Origin of the sequence: Pseudomonas sp. BF-R-30, assembly GCF_019956175.1 — a bacterium.
Classification (GTDB): Bacteria; Pseudomonadota; Gammaproteobacteria; order Pseudomonadales; family Pseudomonadaceae; genus Aquipseudomonas; species Aquipseudomonas jessenii.
Genome location: NZ_JAHBDE010000027.1, coordinates 35,180 through 51,693 on the forward strand (window position 1 = coordinate 35,180; position 16,514 = coordinate 51,693).

The following is a 16,514-nucleotide window of genomic DNA, read 5'->3' on the forward strand; positions in this document are numbered from 1 at the left end:
GCGGGAAGGGTGTTTCAGGATCGGACACTTTTCCCCCAGGACAGGGGGGGGTAGTGGGGAAATTGCCCCAAAAGGCCGGTCAGACGCCGAGCAATCGGCTCACGGCGTTCAGTGCCTGGAATCGGCGTTCTGCCCAATCTCCGCGCAGTACTTGAACCGGTTGGGCGTGGCGCTCAAGCCAGGCCAGGGTCTGCTCGAAAAATGCCTGGCGCTCACTCAATCGGGGTTGGCAACGCTGGCCATCATCCGTCCATTCGACGTGTTCCGGCGACAGCAGCAAGTGCAAGTCGTAATGCCGGGCCAGTAGCGCTTGTTCGAGCCAGGCGGGGCAGTCGCCGAACAGGGTTTGGCTCCAGAGGATATTGCTCAGCAGGTGCGTGTCGAGGATGAGCAAAGACGGTTGTTGCGCACGGGCTTCGTCTTCCCATGCCAATTGTCCGCGGGCGATGTCCGGAATGTCGGCCAAGGTGGTGTCCCGGGAATTCTGCTCGATGAACCAGCGCACATACTCCTCGACCAGAACCCCGCCGAAACGCTGTTGCAACTCGGCCGCCAGCCAGCTTTTACCGCTGGATTCAGGGCCTGTGAGTACCAGGACTTTCATGCGCGCAACGCCGGATCGGCGCGCCATTGGCGCCAGCCCTGCACGGCGATAACGGCGAACAGCCCGTACAGGGTGGCGGTCAGGTACAGGTCCTTATAGATGAACAGCCCCACGAAAATCACATCCAGGGCGATCCATAGCGGCCAGCACTGGACACGTTTTTGCGCCATCCAGACCTGCGCCACCAGGCTGAATCCGGTCAGGGCCGCATCGAGCCAGGGTTGCGCGGCATCGGTCCAATGGGCCATGGCCGCCCCCAGCAACAGGCTGCCGAGTGCACCGATGGCCAGGCTCAACGCCACGGAACGGGAATCGAGCCAACTGACTTCGCGGCCATGGGTCGTTTCGCCAGCCCGTGTCCACTGCCACCAGCCGTAAAGCTGCAAGGCGGCATAGACGACTTGCAGCAACATGTCCGAATACAGCTTCACCTCAAAAAAGATCCAGCTATAGAGCAGCACCATGACCAGACCGATGGGCCAGCACCAGGCGTTCTGTTTGACCGTCAGCCAGACGGCAATGACACCGAGGGCGGCGGCAAACAGTTCAAGCCCGGACATGGAGGTTCCTTGGTGAAATCGAAGAGGGGGCCGATTGTAACCGGATTGGCGTCGGGAATCCCGTGGAGCAGGGTTTGCTTCAATGGCGCGCGATAACGCGGCAGCGCCAATCGGACTTGTCTGATAGGATTCCGGCCCCGCGCGGGTAAACCCGGATCAGGATTGTTTTTTCACAGGATTTTGACGGTTCCGTGGTGATCCTTGATGTGCGGGGCTTCAGCTAGGCTGATCGCAATTCAAGCTTTGGAAAAATACTAACGGGGCATGCCGGCGCGCATAGCCTTTTGGGGGATTGATGGATCTTTGGACCGCCTTTCAGGCATTGATACTTGGGGTTGTAGAAGGGCTGACCGAGTTCCTGCCCATTTCCAGCACCGGCCACCAGATCATCGTGGCCGACATGCTCGGCTTCGGGGGCGAGCGGGCGATGGCGTTCAACATCATTATCCAGCTGGGTGCCATCCTGGCGGTGGTATGGGAATTTCGACGCAAGATCTTCGATGTGGTCATCGGCCTGCCGACCCAGCCGAGCGCTCGGCGGTTTACCGCGAACCTGTTGATTGCATTCTTGCCGGCCGTGGTGCTGGGCGTGATCTTCGCCGACATGATCCACGAGTACCTGTTCAATCCGATCACCGTGGCAGCGGCGCTGGTCGTGGGCGGGTTCGTCATGTTGTGGGCCGAGCGTCGGCAGCATGAAGTCCACGCCGAAACGGTGGATGACATGACCTGGAAAGATGCCCTGAAAGTCGGCTTCGCCCAATGCCTGGCCATGATTCCGGGCACTTCGCGTTCGGGCTCGACGATCATCGGCGGGTTACTGTTCGGCCTGTCGCGCAAGACCGCTACCGAGTTTTCGTTCTTCCTGGCGATGCCAACCATGGTCGGCGCAGCGGTGTACTCGGGCTATAAATACCGTGACCTGTTTGTCCCGTCCGATTTCCCGGTGTTCGCGATCGGCTTCGTCACGGCGTTCGTCTTCGCGATGATCGCGGTCCGCGGGCTGCTCAAGTTCATCGCCAACCACAGCTATGCGGCGTTTGCCTGGTATCGCATTGTGTTCGGCCTGATCATCCTGGCGACCTGGCAGTTCGGTTGGGTCGACTGGAGCGCGGTCAAGTCGTGAGTGACTCAAGCTCGCGCAATAACCCCGGGCACCAGCCCGGGGGACAGATCCGTAATCCACGGCTGAAGTGGCTGGTGTTTGCAATCCTGTGTGCGTTGCCGCTGTCGGGGGCGGTGTCTTCATGGCTGCACGGGGTGTCGCTGATTCCCCTGGCGGCCTACGGCATCGTCAGCGTCGTGACGTTTTTCCTGTACTGGAGCGACAAGCGCAAGGCCCGCGCCGAGCAATGGCGTACGCCGGAGAATGTCCTGCATGCGCTGGAGCTCGCCGGCGGCTGGCCCGGTGCCTTGCTGGCGCAGCAAGCGTTCCGGCACAAAACCCGCAAAATCTCCTACCAGTTGGTGTTCTGGATCATCGTGCTGATGCACCAGGTGTTCTGGATCGACCACCTGTTCCTCGGCGCACATATGTTCGCCTTGTTCTGATCAACAAGGTCCTAAAGCAACAAGCCGACTTGAGTGCGCTTGGGCAGTTTGCTCACCACCAACTGGTGGGAACGCTGCAACAAGCCTTGTAGTTCTTCGTTGCCGAGCGGGTAGGGCGTTTCCATGATGATCCACTGGGCGCGCGCCAGATAAGGCGCCGGATGAATCCCCGGGCGGTCGCAATGACCGAGAAACAGATCCTTGTCGACCTTGAAGGCCAGGGAATCACCCCGCAGGCCCTGCAAGGCGAACATCTTGTTCCCGGCAATCGAAAACACCCGCACGCCGCCCCATTTATAGTCTTCCCGCGCTCCAGGCAGGGTAAGGCAGAATTTCGCGACATCCTCTTCGCTCATCCGTCCGGCTTTCATAACAATCGTTCCCCACAGGCATTGAATGACTCGACCAGATGGTCAATCCAGGCGCGTACCGCCGGCATGACCCCGCGTCGATGAGGATAGACCGCTTGCAGCCAGCCACCGGGCAACGACCAGTCGGGCAACAACTGCACCAGTGCACCGTTTTCCAGTTCCTGCTCGCAATACATCATGGGCAGCATCGTAAAGCCCAGGCCAGAGAGGGTGCTGGCCTTGCGCACGATAAAGTCATCGATGCCCAGCCGGGCCTCGAGCGCCAGTTCGCAACTTTTGCCTTTTTGATCCAGCATGCGGATGTGCACCATGCGGTCGGCCTCGAGGGCGCCGAGCACCGGCAGGTTTTTCAGATCGTCGGGATGGTTGATCTCACGGCCAACGAGGAAGCCGGGACTGGCGACCATCAACATCTGCGCCTGACGCAGGCGGCGGGTCACCAGCAGCGGGTCTTCGTCGCCCAGCTCGCGCACTCGCAGGGCCACGTCAATGCCTTCGTTCACCAGGTCGACCCGGCGGTTGAGCAGCATGACCTCCAGCTGGACTTGTGGAAACCTTTCCAGAAAGTCGCTGATCACCCCCGGCAATATTTCATGGGCCAGCCCAACCGGGCAGGACACCCGCAAACGCCCGCGGGGCTCGCTGGACATGCTGGCCACGGCCTCGTCGGCCATTTCCGCCTCCAGCAGCATCGCCTGACAGTGCCTGAGGTAACGCTCACCGACGGCAGTCAGTTTCAGTTGTCGGGTGGTGCGTTGCAGCAGTCTTGCGCCGAGGCGCTCTTCCAGTTCGGCGATGCGCCGTGACAATCGGGACTTGGGGATGCCCAGCAAACGCCCGGCCGCGGCGAACCCCCCGGCTTCCACGACTTTGGCGAAGTAATACAGGTCGTTGAGGTCTTGCATGATGTGAATCCAATTGTCCTATCTGTGGGACGAACTATCGCATTGTTACCGTCTAATCAGCTATTGGTTTCGTGTGTAGGATTAGTCCCATCAGATCGCCCTTGTGGGCGATCCTCACTTGGAGATCCCACATGAAACTGCTGCATATCGATTCGAGCATCCTGGGCGACAACTCGGCTTCCCGTCAGTTGAGCGGTGAAGTCGTCAAAGCCTGGCAAGCCGCCGAGCCAACCGCCGTGGTGACTTACCGCGACCTGGCCGCCGACGCCATCAGCCATTTCTCCGCCACCACCCTGGTCGCCGCCGGCACCACCGCTGAACTGCGCAACGCCGCACAACAGCACGAAGCCGAACTGAGCGCCTCGACCCTGACCGAATTCCTGGCTGCCGATGCCGTGGTGATTGCCGCACCGATGTACAACTTCACCATCCCGACTCAACTCAAAGCCTGGATCGACCGCATCGCGGTGGCCGGCCAGACCTTCCGTTACACCGAAGCCGGCCCTGAAGGCCTGTGCGGCGGCAAGAAAGTCGTGATCGTTTCGACCTCCGGCGGCATGCACGCCGGTCAGGCAACCGGTGTTGCCCACGAAGAGTATTTGAAGTTGCTGTTCGGTTTCATCGGTATCACCGACATCGAAATCGTCCGTGCCGAAGGCCTGGCTTACGGTGACGACGTGCGCAACAAGGCCATGAGCGCCGCCCACGCACAAATCAGCGAGCAGTTGTTCGCCGCTGCGTAAGGCTTGGGTAAAAGTAAGCAACCGTTCAGGTAAAGCCCAAAAAACTCTGTATTCTGGCTACGCAAGTACCAGTTACGGAGTTTTTTGTTTCTGGCCGTTTCAGATTGTGGCCCGACTCATGCAGTCCAGGGCGTACGTCTCAAGTCCGGTAACAAGGCGGGGCATCCATGATGCGTCTTTGTGCAACTTTACTGATTTGCCTGCTCAGCAGCTTGAATACAGTGCACGCCGCGCCTGCACCGCATCCTCACTGGAGCGTCGGCTTCCACGAGATGACTTTTCTCGACCCGCTGGACTTGCAGCCGATGCGCGCCATTGCCTTCTATCCTTCCAGTGATCGGGAGCACACCAGCAAGCTCGAGGGTTACACCGTCGAAGCCGGGGAGGACACCAAGGTCGCCATCGGCCGGTTTCCGATGCTGATGCTGTCCCACGGAAATACCGGTACCCCGCTGGCCCTGCACGACCTTGCCACGTCACTGGCGCGCAAAGGCTTTGTCGTGGTGGCGGTGATTCACCCCGGTGACAACTCCAGGGACCACAGCCGACTCGGTACTTTGAGTAACCTGTACGGCCGGCCGATCCAGATTTCCGAAGCCATTACCGAGACCTTGGGCGATCGTATGCTGTCGCCGTTCGTCAATGCCGATCAGGTGGGGGTCATTGGCTATTCGGCCGGTGGCGAGACCGCATTGATCCTGTCCGGCGCGACCCCGGACCTGGATCGCCTGCGCCGTTACTGCCAGGAGCGCCCTGATGACCGCGATGCCTGTAACACCCAGGGCGAATTGATTGTCGACCGCGACGACCTGCAACCGGTGGCCGATCCTCGCGTCCACGCCTTGATGCTGATGGCACCGTTGAGCCTGAAGTTCGGCCGCCACACCCTGGCCGATGTGCATGTGCCGGTGCTGCTTTACAGCGGCGATGGCGACAAGCTGGTGGCTGTCGACAAGAACGCCGCGGCGCTGGCGCGCAAACTGCCGACCGCGCCCGACTTCAAGTTACTGGCCGGGGCAGGGCACTTTGTCTTCATGGCGCCGTGCAATGACGAGCAGATCGTAATCATGCCTGCGCTGTGCACCGATGCCGATGGCGTCGACCGGCAGGACATTCATCGCAATCTGATCTCCGAAGCCGGACGCTTCTTCACGCGTACCCTGGGCAGGCCGACCCGGGCCGGAATGCAGACCGCCGACCAGTAATGCGCCACATATTCTGTGGGAGCGGGCTTGCTCGCGAAGGCGGTGTGTCAGGCAGTACTTATGTCTACTGACACACCGCCTTCGCGAGCAAGCCCGCTCCCACATCAAGCCATCGCGCGGCGCTTGAGTAGCAACGTCAGCCCCAGCCCCGTCACCGACAACAACGCGGCACTGAAGAAAATCCACGCATATCCCAGGTTCAACGCCACTGCGCCCATCAAGGGGCCGGCAATCGCCAGCGCCAGATCGAAAAACACCGCATAAGCACTCAAGCCCGCCCCCCGGCTGGAGTTGGGCACCTGTTTGATGGCCTCGACACCCAGCGCCGGATACACCAGGGACAGGCCAAATCCAGTCAGGCCGGCACCAATGAGCGCATACCCGGTCGAAGGGGCCAGCCACAACAGCACCAGGCCAACCGTCTCAACGCACATGCAGGCAATGGCCGACGTGAACCCGCCAAACCGACCGATGGCGGATATGAACAGCAGCCGCGACAGAATGAAACACACACCGAACACGGTCAGGCAGTAGGCCGCGCCGGTCCAGCCACGATTGACGTAGTACAGAGTGATAAAGGTCGTCAGGGTGCCGTAGCCAATGGACGCCAGGCTCAAACTCGCGCCAAACGGCGCAATGCGCCCGAACACCGCCCAAAACGGCAGGCGCTCGCCGCGCACCACGGGCACCGAGGGCTTATTGCGAATCAGCAACAGTGCGACCAGGGCCAACAGCGACAGAGCGATACCCAGGCTGGCGAAACCCAGTTGTTGCACCATGACCACACCCAGCGGTGCGCCAATGGCAATCGCCCCATAGGACGCGATGCCGTTCCAGGAAATCGATCGCGCGGTATGCTCGGCGCCCACCTGGCCCATGCACCAACTGATGGTGCCGACACCGATCAACCCTTGGGCGATTCCCAGTAGCAGGCGCCCGGCGATCAGGATCAGCAGGCTGAGCAAGGGAAAGCCTTGCAACAGGGTCGACAGCAAGGTCAGCACGCCGCTGAGCACAATCCCCGCCAAGCCATAGATGATTGCACGCTTGGTGCCAACGCTGTCCGACATCCGCCCGGCCATGGGCCGGCTGAGCAGGGTGGCGAGGTATTGCGAGCCGATGGTCAGCCCGGCCACGATGGCGCTGAACCCGAGTTGTTCGTGGACATAACCCGGCAATACCGCAATCGGCAAACCGATGCAGAGGAAGGCAATGAATGTATAGAAAACGATGGAGACGATCTGCAGGGTGATCGCCGTGGAGCTTTGAGGGGCAGTTTGCTGCACAGACATGAAGGCTCGTTCGCGGGCGGCGGTGGGAGACCTGCATCATGGCGCGGCGTTGGGATAAAAGAAAGCAGGCTAACTACTTTTGCCGTGACATTATCGTTGTTCCTCATGGCCTCATCGCGAGCAAGCTCGCTCCCACATTTTGAAATGCATTCCCCTGTGGGAGCGAGCTTGCTCGCGATGAATTATGCACCAACAAGAAACCTTGGCCCGGAATGCAAAAAGCCCCGTCACCAGGACAGGGCTTTTCACTTGAAGCTTGTAGCTAAAGGCTTGTAGCTACCTTTAGAACACCACACCCTGGCTACGCAGGTAGTCGTCGTAGGTGCCGCTGAAGTCGGTCACGCCGTTAGGGCTCAGCTCGATGATGCGGGTGGCCAGGGACGATACGAACTCACGGTCGTGGCTGACGAAGATCAGCGTGCCCGGGTAGTTCTCCAGCGCCAGGTTCAGCGCTTCGATCGATTCCATGTCCAGGTGGTTGGTCGGTTCGTCCATCACCAGTACGTTCGGCTTTTGCAGGATCAGCTTGCCGAACAGCATGCGGCCTTGCTCACCACCGGAGATGACCTTGACCGACTTGAGGATTTCGTCGTTGGAGAACAGCATGCGGCCCAGGGTGCCACGGATGATCTGCTCGCCCTGAGTCCACTGGCCCATCCAGTCGAACAGGCTGACGTCGTCTTCGAAGTCGTGGGCGTGGTCCTGGGCGTAGTAGCCCAGCTCCGCGCTTTCGGTCCACTTCACGGAACCGACGTCCGGGGTCAGTTCGCCCATCAGGGTGCGCAGCAGGGTGGTTTTGCCGATACCGTTCGGGCCGATGATCGCCACGCGCTCGCCGGCTTCTACGGTGAAGCTGAAGTTCTTGAACAGGGTCTTGCCGTCGAAGCCCTTGGACATCTGCTCGATGGTCACGGCCTGGCGGTGCAGCTTCTTGGTCTGTTCGAAGCGGATGAACGGGCTCACGCGGCTCGATGGCTTGACTTCGGCCAACTGGATCTTGTCGATCTGCTTGGCGCGGGAAGTGGCCTGCTTGGCTTTCGAGGCGTTGGCCGAGAAGCGGCTGACGAACGTTTGCAGTTCGGCGATCTGGGCTTTCTTCTTGGCGTTGTCCGACAGCAGTTGCTCGCGGGACTGGGTCGCCGCAGTCATGTACTCGTCGTAGTTGCCCGGGAACAGGCGCAGCTCACCATAGTCCAGGTCGGCCATGTGGGTGCAGACGCTGTTGAGGAAGTGACGGTCGTGGGAAATGATGATCATGGTGCTGTTACGCACGGTGAGAATCGATTCCAGCCAGCGAATGGTGTTGATGTCCAGGTGGTTGGTCGGTTCGTCGAGCAACAGCACTTCCGGATCGGAGAACAGCGCCTGGGCCAGCAATACCCGCAGTTTCCAGCCTGGAGCCACTTCGGACATCGGGCCGAAATGCTGTTCCAGGGGAATACCCAGGCCCAGCAGCAGTTCGCCGGCACGGGATTCGGCGGTGTAGCCGTCCATTTCGGCGAATTCGGTTTCCAGCTCGGCCACGGCCATGCCGTCTGCTTCGCTCATTTCCGGCAGCGAATAGATGCGATCGCGCTCGGCCTTGACCTTCCACAGCTCTTCGTGACCCATGATCACGGTGTCGATCACGGTGAATTCTTCGTAGGCGAACTGGTCCTGGCGCAATTTACCCAGGCGCACGTTCGGCTCCAGCATGACCTGGCCGCCGGACGGCTCGAGGTCACCGCCGAGAATCTTCATGAAGGTCGACTTGCCGCAACCGTTGGCGCCGATCAGGCCGTAACGGTTGCCACCGTTGAACTTGACCGAAACGTTTTCGAAGAGCGGCTTGGCGCCGAACTGCATCGTGATGTTAGCTGTAGAAATCAAAGGTTTTTCCTGCGAAGCATTCAGAGTAGCTAGGGTTGCGGCAGTACCGGTTCAGTACCTGTTTCCACTGTTGGGCCCCCGGGACATTCATCCCGATCGGCAGTGGAAGATCCATCTGGCATCAAGTGGACAGCAGCATGTGGCGCGCCTGGCCCGAGACAACGTGCGCTGAAAGGGGATTTTCCCGCTCTCAACCTGGGGGCGCGTAAAGTTTGGCGGCGATTGTACTGGTCTGGCTCTTTAAACGATAGGGCGATGGAGGCCTCTGCAACGCTTTGGCGGTTTTTGCGGACACATTTTCACAGTTGCGGGTTAACTATTGGTTACAAACTGTGGCTAAAATGCCATCCATCAGCTGAAGGCCGACCATCGGCGTGGTTCGATGGCATTACGGGGCCGCTGTTTCGCATTCAGTCGCTGCACAAGACCCGGGGACCGGCATGCCGGTAAAGGGCGCAGTTTGTTTATTTCCAACCTGTGACGATTTCCGTGAAACTGATCATTGCCGTTATCTACGTTGTCTCTATTGCGTACGTTCACCTGCGTGGTCGAGTGCGCCACAAGCTGGGGCGCCAGTTGAGTGATCACTCGACATTCCTGGCGCCGATCAATTGCTTTCTTTATCTGTTTTCGAAAATCCCCAACAAACCGTATCTCGATCCGGCTGATTTTCCCGACCTGAGCCCGCTGCAGGCGCATTGGGAAGAAATTCGTGCCGAAGGCCAGAATTTGCTTCACGCCGGCGAGATCAAGCGTTCGAACCAATACGATGACGTCGGTTTCAACTCGTTCTTCAAGACCGGCTGGAAGCGCTTCTATCTCAAGTGGTATGGCGATAGCCACCCGTCGGCCATGAAGCTCTGCCCGCGTACCACCGAACTGGTACAGGGCATTGGCTCGATCAAGGCGGCGATGTTCGCCGAGTTGCCACCGGGCTCCAGACTGGTGCGCCACCGCGACCCGTATGCCGGTTCGTACCGTTATCACCTCGGACTGGACACACCCAACGCTGAAGGTTGCTACATCAATGTCGATGGCCAGAACTACCATTGGCGCGATGGCGAAGCGGTGATGTTCGATGAGACCTTCATTCATTACGCAGAGAACACCACGCCACGTAACCGCATCATCCTGTTCTGCGACGTCGAGCGGCCGATGAAGTATCGGTGGGCAGCGGCATTCAATCGCTGGTTCAGCCGCACTGTCATGTCGGCGGCAGGTGCACCGAACGAGGACGGAGACCGCACCGGCGGGATCAACCGGCTGTTCAGCAAGGTCTACAAGGTTCGCCTGCGCGCCAAGGAACTGAAAAAGCGCAACCGCAAGCTTTACTACCTCCAAAAATGGTCGATCTTTGCCGGGTTGCTGGCGGTCTTCATTCTGATCTGATTTTTTTCGGTGTAGCGCACCAAGGCTTCGCGAGCAGGCTCGCTCCCACAGTGGACCGGTGTAAGGCCGGATTTGCCTTGCTGCGAAAATCCCTGTGGGAGCGGGCTTGCCCGCGAAGAGGCCGGGACATCCAGTGATCACTTGCTGGCTTTCTTCCTGGCAACCGGTTTGCTGCCCGCCTTCGGCCTGGACGCTGCTTTACCGCTGCCGAGGCTGCGCTTGAGCAGTTCGGTCAGGTCAATGACATCCGCCGTTTTGCGCTCCTCTTCACTGGAAGCGGTTTCGACGTCTTCGATCTTGCCTTCACGGGCCTTCTTGTCCACCAGGGCCATGATCTTGTCTTCGAAGCCGTCCCGATAGTCGTCCGGCGTCCACTCGGCACTCATGTCCTCCACCAGGCGTTTGGCCATGTCCCGTTCGCCCTTGGCCAGTTCGGGGCTGGTCACTTCGCTGCCCAGCGCCAGTTCATCGAGACTTCGCACCTCGGCCGGCCAGCGCAGCATCACCAGGACCAGTGCCGATTCCAGCGGCATCAGTGCGGCCAGGTGCTGGCGGGTATGCAAGACCACGCGAGCGAGGGCGACCTTGCCGGTTTTGCTCAGGGTTTCGCGCAGCAGTGCATAGACCTTTCCGCCGCGTTTGTCGGGAGCCAGGTAGTAAGGCGTGTCGATGTTCTGCAAGGGAATCTGCTTGCCATCGACAAAGGAGAAAATGTCGATGGTCTGGGTTGAGAGCGGATGAGCGGAACGGATTTCCTCTTCACTGAGCACCACGTACCGGCCCTTTTCGTACTGCACGCCCTTGACGATGTGCTCCTTGGTGACTTCCTTGCCCGTCACCTTGTTGACACGCTTGTAGCCCACCGGGTCCATGCTGCGGCTGTCGAGCCAGTCGAAATCGACGCCTCGGGAGGACGTAGCCGAGACCAGCGCCACGGGGATGTGCACCAGTCCGAAGCTGATTGCGCCTTTCCAGATTGCCCGTGCCATGGTCGTCTACTCGCGAGTGATGTTCAGGTGACCTGCGGTCCTTTGCAAAAGTTTCTGTGGTCTGCGCGCCGGTTCCCCCGCCGGATCAACCGGATGCCAGATCGTGCCGGGGAGTTTTTGGTTAACAAATCCGAACCTCGGGCGTAGCGTGGTATCGAAGTCCTTACCCACGCGGACGCAGAGAGGCACCCCCATGAACCGATACGTGTTTGGCGCCATTGCACTGGCCTTGAGTGGCGTACTTGGCTCCTTGGTCCAGGCCGACGTCTCTGCTTCGTTGCAGTTGGCCCAGAACCTGCCTGGCAGCACCAACAGCAACCCGTACAACAGTCCGATTCGCCGGGCCAACCCCAACAGCATGCAAGGCACCCAACCCGGCACCCCGGCCATACGAGGCCCCAATACCGTGCCGGTCCCGCGCCCGCCGACACTGGACAACGGTGGCATTGGTAATCGCTACCCCGACCGGACAGCGCCCGCCAGCCCACCGAAATTCATTCCCAATCCACCTCCTCGAGACACTGGTAGCAGCAACCGTTGAGTGGCAGGCATGACGTCTGCCCGCTACTTTTCACCAAGTCTCATTTCCATCAGAAAAGGAATCCTGCATGTTGCGTAAAAGCCTGTTGGCAACCCTCTGTGCCGGCGTATTGATCAGCGCCGCTGTCCCTGTGCTTGCCGCACCGGCCCAGACGATGAAAAGCGAAGATGGCACCCTTGAGGTCACCCCCATCGTGACGGGGCTGGAGCACCCCTGGGCCCTGGCATTCCTGCCGGATAGCAAAGGCATGCTGGTGACCGAACGGCCCGGCAACCTGCGACTGGTGACCGCCGAAGGCAAGTTGTCCGCACCGCTCAATGGCGTACCCACGGTCTGGGCCAAGGGGCAGGGTGGATTGCTCGACGTGGCGCTGTCGCCCGACTTCAAGCAGGACCGGATGGTCTATCTGTCCTATGCCGAAGGTGGCGGTCAGGGCGGCAAGGCCGGCACGGCGGTGGGCCGCGGCCGGCTCTCCGACGATATGACGGCGCTCAAGGATTTCCAGGTGATCCTGCGTCAGGAACCCAAGCTCTCGGTGGGCAACCATTTTGGCTCGCGGCTGGTGTTTGATCGCGACGGCTATCTGTTCGTGACCCTGGGGGAAAACAACGACCGCCCGACCGCCCAGGACCTCGACAAGCTGCAAGGTAAAGTGGTGCGAATCTACCCGGATGGCACTGTGCCCAAGGACAACCCCTTTGTCGGTCAGGCCAACGTGCGCCCGGAGATCTGGTCCTACGGGCAACGTAACCCGCAAGGCGCGGCGCTCAACCCGTGGAACGGCACGCTGTGGGAAAACGAACACGGCCCTCAGGGCGGCGATGAAATCAACATCATCGAGCGCGGCAAGAATTACGGCTGGCCGCTGGCGACCCATGGCATCAACTACTCCGGTCAACCGATTCCCGAAGCCAAGGGTGAAATCGCCGAAGGCACCCTTGTCCCGAATCATGTCTGGGAAAAGTCCCCGGGCCTGAGTGGCATGGCGTTCTACGATGCCGATCGTTTCAAGGTCTGGCAGCGCAACGTGTTTGTCGGCGCGCTGATCAGCCAGGAACTGATCCGCCTGGAGTTCGATGGCGACAAGGTGATCCACGAGGAGCGCTTGCTCGGGGATTTGAAAAAGCGCATCCGCGACGTACGGCAGGGACCGGACGGATACTTGTATGTTTTGACCGATGAGGAGAACGGTGGCGTTTACAAAGTGGGTTTGAAGTTGCCGGCTGACTAAGGCACCTAAAAACTTGCCGTTGACTTGCCATCAACGTCCGGCTAATTTCGAGCCATGACTTCCACCGTATTGCGCTGCCAGCCAAGCATTATTACCGCCATTCCTCATTTGGCGGGCTAGCTCACGACTGCAGCACCCAACCCGCCCTCGAGGCGGGTTTTTACTTTCTGTCTCCCGGGCCCCGATCAATGTCAGGAGACGACGATGAGTTTCACAACCGATCAACAGGCCTTGCTTGAAGGCTACGTGAAAAAAATCCTTGCCGCGCCGGTCTATGAGTTGGCTGTGCGCACGCCTTTGCAACCGGCGCCGGCCTTGTCCGAAGCCTTGGGTAACCAGATCCTGCTCAAGCGCGAAGACTTGCAGCCGACCTTTTCCTTCAAGATCCGCGGTGCCTACAACAAGCTGGTGCAACTGAGCGAGGCGCAAAAGGCTCGCGGCGTGGTTACGGCTTCTGCGGGCAATCATGCGCAGGGCGTGGCACTGGCGGCGCGGGAGTTGGGGATCAACGCTACCATCGTCATGCCATGCACGACGCCGCAGTTGAAGGTCATCGGCGTGCGCAGTCGCGGCGCCGATGCGGTGTTGCACGGCGAAAGCTTTCCGTTCGCACTGGCCTGTGCGCTGGATTTGGCCCGGGAAACCGGTCGCACCTTTGTTTCACCCTTCGACGACCCGGAGGTGATCGCTGGGCAAGGCACGGTGGCGATGGAAATCCTGCGCCAGCATCAGGGGCCTCTGGACGCGATCTTCGTGCCGGTGGGTGGCGGGGGGCTGATCGCGGGTATCGCCGCCTACGTCAAATACTTGCGGCCGGAAGTTCGCGTCATTGGCGTCGAGTCGGAACATTCCGCGTGTCTGCAAGCGGCGATGCATGCCGGCGAACGGGTCGTGTTGCCGAGCGTCGGCACCTTCGCCGACGGGGTGGCGGTGGCGCAGATCGGCGCTTACGGTTTTGAGGTCTGCCGGTTTTGCGTCGATGACGTGGTGACGGTCAGTAACGATGAACTTTGCGCCGCAATCAAGAATATCTACGACGATACCCGCTCGATCACCGAACCTTCCGGTGCGCTGGCCGTGGCCGGGATCAAGAGATACGTCGCGCAGACCGGTGCCTTGGGGCAGACCCTGGTGGCGATCGACTCGGGTGCCAACATCAATTTCGACAGTCTGGGGCACGTGGCCGAGCGCGCCGCGTTGAGTGGCGCCCCGGCATGATGCCTGGGCAGGTCGACAGCGGACGCCGCAAGCGGGCGCCGCGAGGGTCCGCGCGATGGCAAGGTTATTCCTGAATGGCTTTCTCGACCTTGGTCGACGCCGACCAGATCCGATAGCGCACTTCGATGTCCTTGGGTACGTACAGCACGAGCGGCAGCTTGCTGTTGTAACGCAGCAGGAAGCCGTCACCGACCACCGGTACAAAACCCTGTTTGCTCGTGCCGCCCGGGCAGGCCATCAGCGTGCTCATCGGACCAATGACTTTTTCCAGGCGATAGAACGGATAGCCCCAACCCTCGAGGTTCTTCTCCTCGAGAATACCGCCCAGACGCGGGTTGTTGCAGTCAACGGTCATCGTCTTGCCGGCCAGGATCTCGACCTGGAAGTCGTTTTCCCGGGTCTGAGGCGCTAGGTGGATCACCTGGCGGGTAAATCCGCTTTCGGCCTTCGGATAGGGTGCGGTGTCTTCGAGTTTGGCGGCATGCGCCACGCCGGCAAGCCCCAGTGCGAACAGCGCTGTGCAAGCGTTAACGGTCAAAGAATTCATGATGCCTCCTTGCTTGAAGTGAAGGCGGCATTTTCACTGTCGTGTGCAGTGAATGCAAACCCGGGATCCTCCGCGTGCAAATTGCAGGGTCGCCAGGGGCGTTCATTGCAAACCGCATGGCAGGTTTAAGGTGATTCGTCTAAATCCTTGAAGTGCCGATGAACTGCACCACGAAAATCAAGGTATGTTTTATGCTGTAGGTGCCCTTGAAGCTTGCCGGGATTTCAAATGAGCAAGCATTGATCGTCGGGCCGTTTCACAAAGGAGGGAGTTGCCATGTTTCTTTCTGCCTTGGAAATTCGCAATATCATCGAAAGCAGTTTTCTGCCCAAGCGCTGCCAGTGCACGCTGTCACCGGACCTGTCGATGACCGTCAAGGTCTATGCAGACGGGCAAACCGATCAGCTCGATCTATTGGTCACCGGCATCGATGCTTCCGGGCTCAATGGTTGTCGGGAAATCAACGAGCTGATTGCCCAACTGCGTTCCAGGCAGCATCACGTAGAGGTCGAACCGCACTCTATGCTGGGCAAAGCACTCTAGTCTGCTGTTTCGGGTTCCAGGGAAACGCGCCGGGTCTGGAAGAACGCCAGGCCCAGCGCCAGTTCAAACCCGACCGCCAGTAAAATGCCCGGCCCGACATGGCCGTTGAGCCATTCGGCAAAACCCAGCACGGCCAATCCCCAGCAGCCGACGACGAAGCCGAGGCTCAGCGCATTGCGGGTTGCGCAAGGAGGGGCGTTGCGAACCAGAAAAGAGAACACGCTCAACGCCCCAAACAGCACGGCGGTGCGTCGCGCGACCAACCCCACCGCGAATGAAAACTCGATATCCCAGAACGACAATAACCATTGCGGTGTCAGACCCCAGACCAGACTTAGCAAAAGACATAGGGCGGCGCAAAACAACGACAGCGTGCGAAACGACAACTGCATGGCGAATCCTTGCGGGCAGAGAGGGAGGCGCTAGAGCATAGCGCCGCAACCCTCAAAGGAATACTGCCAAGTACCAAATCAGATTTTTCGGTCAGCCCTGGTTCTCGCAAGCGTCGGAAAGTTTACGGTAGGAAATTTCTGCGAGTTTTCCCGTGTCATCGATGTACTTCATCTCGGCCTTTACCACCTTGCACTCCAGGGTGTCCGGCTCAGTCAGTGAAATCACTTTGCTGACATGCAATGGCATGCCGTAGTGATAGGGCACGGCTTGAGAGGTCGTGGTTTCATTGGCCTGAGCCAGGCCGGCAAACGCGGTGCAGGTGAGGGCGGCGGTAACCAGCAGGGTGCGAGTGTTCATCAGCGATCTCCGGTGCGGACGGAATGTCAGTTCGATGTGTCGCTTGTCGAACTTGCCGCACTGGGCGTCAGAACAGTCTGAGGGCGTGCGGTCCAGTGAAGTGTTGGATCGCACGGTTAAGCGAGGGTTAACCCGGCTGAACACCGCCTGTCGCGGATGCGCGATCCTGTATATCAGTTAAGACCATCGGGCGCCTGATAGAAAGT

At 59.8% G+C, this 16,514-nt stretch carries 19 protein-coding genes; 9 read left to right on the forward strand and 10 right to left on the reverse strand.

Annotation, left to right across the window (positions count from 1 at the left end; all coding sequences use genetic code 11):
• Positions 1-79: 79 nt before the first annotated feature.
• Entirely contained in the window at positions 80-604 is a 525-nt protein-coding gene (locus KGB20_RS15620) for an AAA family ATPase (RefSeq protein WP_150815220.1), read from the reverse strand.
• Positions 601-1,164: a nicotinamide riboside transporter PnuC gene (pnuC, locus tag KGB20_RS15625; protein ID WP_154859887.1), complete on the reverse strand. Its 564-nt coding sequence runs from the start codon at positions 1,162-1,164 to the stop codon at positions 601-603. The genes KGB20_RS15620 and pnuC overlap by 4 nt, the downstream gene beginning before the upstream one ends.
• A gap of 295 nt (positions 1,165-1,459) precedes the next feature.
• On the opposite strand from pnuC, the gene KGB20_RS15630 reads away from it, so the two are divergent.
• Together KGB20_RS15630 and KGB20_RS15635 are read left to right on the forward strand one after the other, a co-directional pair.
• A complete protein-coding gene (locus KGB20_RS15630; protein WP_150815222.1) occupies positions 1,460-2,290 on the forward strand; it encodes an undecaprenyl-diphosphate phosphatase in 831 nt (276 codons plus the stop codon).
• Positions 2,287-2,715: a DUF1294 domain-containing protein gene (locus KGB20_RS15635; protein WP_150815223.1), complete on the forward strand. Its 429-nt coding sequence runs from the start codon at positions 2,287-2,289 to the stop codon at positions 2,713-2,715. The genes KGB20_RS15630 and KGB20_RS15635 overlap by 4 nt, the downstream gene beginning before the upstream one ends.
• Before the next feature lie 11 nt (positions 2,716-2,726).
• Here KGB20_RS15635 and KGB20_RS15640 read toward each other — a convergent pair whose 3' ends face one another.
• Together KGB20_RS15640 and KGB20_RS15645 are read right to left on the reverse strand one after the other, a co-directional pair.
• Positions 2,727-3,086 carry an MmcQ/YjbR family DNA-binding protein gene (locus KGB20_RS15640; RefSeq protein ID WP_057714747.1) on the reverse strand — a complete coding sequence of 120 codons (360 nt, stop codon included), beginning with the start codon at positions 3,084-3,086 and terminating at the stop codon, positions 2,727-2,729.
• On the reverse strand, positions 3,083-3,991 hold the full coding sequence (locus tag KGB20_RS15645; protein ID WP_090455344.1) for a LysR substrate-binding domain-containing protein: 909 nt from the start codon (positions 3,989-3,991) through the stop codon (positions 3,083-3,085). The genes KGB20_RS15640 and KGB20_RS15645 overlap by 4 nt, the downstream gene beginning before the upstream one ends.
• A gap of 131 nt (positions 3,992-4,122) precedes the next feature.
• Between KGB20_RS15645 and KGB20_RS15650 the strand changes: the two genes are divergently transcribed.
• A complete protein-coding gene (locus tag KGB20_RS15650; RefSeq protein ID WP_154946472.1) occupies positions 4,123-4,734 on the forward strand; it encodes an FMN-dependent NADH-azoreductase in 612 nt (203 codons plus the stop codon).
• A 167-nt stretch (positions 4,735-4,901) separates the two neighbouring features.
• Entirely contained in the window at positions 4,902-5,939 is a 1,038-nt protein-coding gene (locus tag KGB20_RS15655) for an alpha/beta hydrolase family protein (protein WP_102671535.1), read from the forward strand.
• A 104-nt stretch (positions 5,940-6,043) separates the two neighbouring features.
• Here the strand turns inward: KGB20_RS15655 and KGB20_RS15660 are convergent, their stop codons facing one another.
• Both KGB20_RS15660 and KGB20_RS15665 read right to left on the reverse strand, forming a co-directional pair.
• Positions 6,044-7,231, reverse strand: coding sequence for an MFS transporter (locus KGB20_RS15660; protein WP_154946471.1), 1,188 nt, complete (start codon positions 7,229-7,231; stop codon positions 6,044-6,046).
• 282 nt (positions 7,232-7,513) lie between these two features.
• The gene (locus tag KGB20_RS15665) at positions 7,514-9,100 is read right to left on the reverse strand and encodes an ABC-F family ATPase (protein WP_154946470.1); all 1,587 of its coding nucleotides are present in this window, start codon (positions 9,098-9,100) and stop codon (positions 7,514-7,516) included.
• A 489-nt stretch (positions 9,101-9,589) separates the two neighbouring features.
• On the opposite strand from KGB20_RS15665, the gene lpxO reads away from it, so the two are divergent.
• Complete coding sequence (gene lpxO, locus KGB20_RS15670; protein ID WP_090455335.1) at positions 9,590-10,489, forward strand: lipid A hydroxylase LpxO; 900 nt, start codon at positions 9,590-9,592, stop codon at positions 10,487-10,489.
• Between the two features lie 137 nt (positions 10,490-10,626).
• Here lpxO and KGB20_RS15675 read toward each other — a convergent pair whose 3' ends face one another.
• Entirely contained in the window at positions 10,627-11,478 is an 852-nt protein-coding gene (locus tag KGB20_RS15675; RefSeq protein ID WP_154946469.1) for a Ku protein, read from the reverse strand.
• A 193-nt stretch (positions 11,479-11,671) separates the two neighbouring features.
• On the opposite strand from KGB20_RS15675, the gene KGB20_RS15680 reads away from it, so the two are divergent.
• From KGB20_RS15680 to ilvA, 3 genes are all read left to right on the forward strand, one after another.
• On the forward strand, positions 11,672-12,019 hold the full coding sequence (locus KGB20_RS15680) for a hypothetical protein (RefSeq protein ID WP_154859890.1): 348 nt from the start codon (positions 11,672-11,674) through the stop codon (positions 12,017-12,019).
• Between the two features lie 67 nt (positions 12,020-12,086).
• Positions 12,087-13,250 (forward strand): PQQ-dependent sugar dehydrogenase, encoded by a 1,164-nt coding sequence (locus tag KGB20_RS15685; protein WP_154946468.1) that lies wholly within the window; start codon positions 12,087-12,089, stop codon positions 13,248-13,250.
• Positions 13,251-13,454: 204 nt separating this feature from the next.
• The gene (gene ilvA, locus KGB20_RS15690; RefSeq protein WP_150815286.1) at positions 13,455-14,468 is read left to right on the forward strand and encodes a threonine ammonia-lyase, biosynthetic; all 1,014 of its coding nucleotides are present in this window, start codon (positions 13,455-13,457) and stop codon (positions 14,466-14,468) included.
• Positions 14,469-14,532: 64 nt separating this feature from the next.
• Here ilvA and eco read toward each other — a convergent pair whose 3' ends face one another.
• Positions 14,533-15,015 (reverse strand): serine protease inhibitor ecotin, encoded by a 483-nt coding sequence (gene eco / locus KGB20_RS15695; protein ID WP_154859892.1) that lies wholly within the window; start codon positions 15,013-15,015, stop codon positions 14,533-14,535.
• Positions 15,016-15,291: 276 nt separating this feature from the next.
• Here eco and KGB20_RS15700 point away from each other — a divergent pair, with 276 nt between their 5' ends.
• Positions 15,292-15,558, forward strand: coding sequence for a DUF1652 domain-containing protein (locus KGB20_RS15700; RefSeq protein WP_057714758.1), 267 nt, complete (start codon positions 15,292-15,294; stop codon positions 15,556-15,558).
• Here KGB20_RS15700 and KGB20_RS15705 read toward each other — a convergent pair.
• Both KGB20_RS15705 and KGB20_RS15710 read right to left on the reverse strand, forming a co-directional pair.
• Complete coding sequence (locus tag KGB20_RS15705) at positions 15,555-15,950, reverse strand: hypothetical protein (RefSeq protein WP_057714759.1); 396 nt, start codon at positions 15,948-15,950, stop codon at positions 15,555-15,557. The two genes, KGB20_RS15700 and KGB20_RS15705, sit on opposite strands and share 4 nt — an antisense overlap.
• A 91-nt stretch (positions 15,951-16,041) precedes the next feature.
• A complete protein-coding gene (locus KGB20_RS15710) occupies positions 16,042-16,308 on the reverse strand; it encodes a DUF2790 domain-containing protein (protein WP_154946467.1) in 267 nt (88 codons plus the stop codon).
• Positions 16,309-16,514 lie beyond the last annotated feature (206 nt).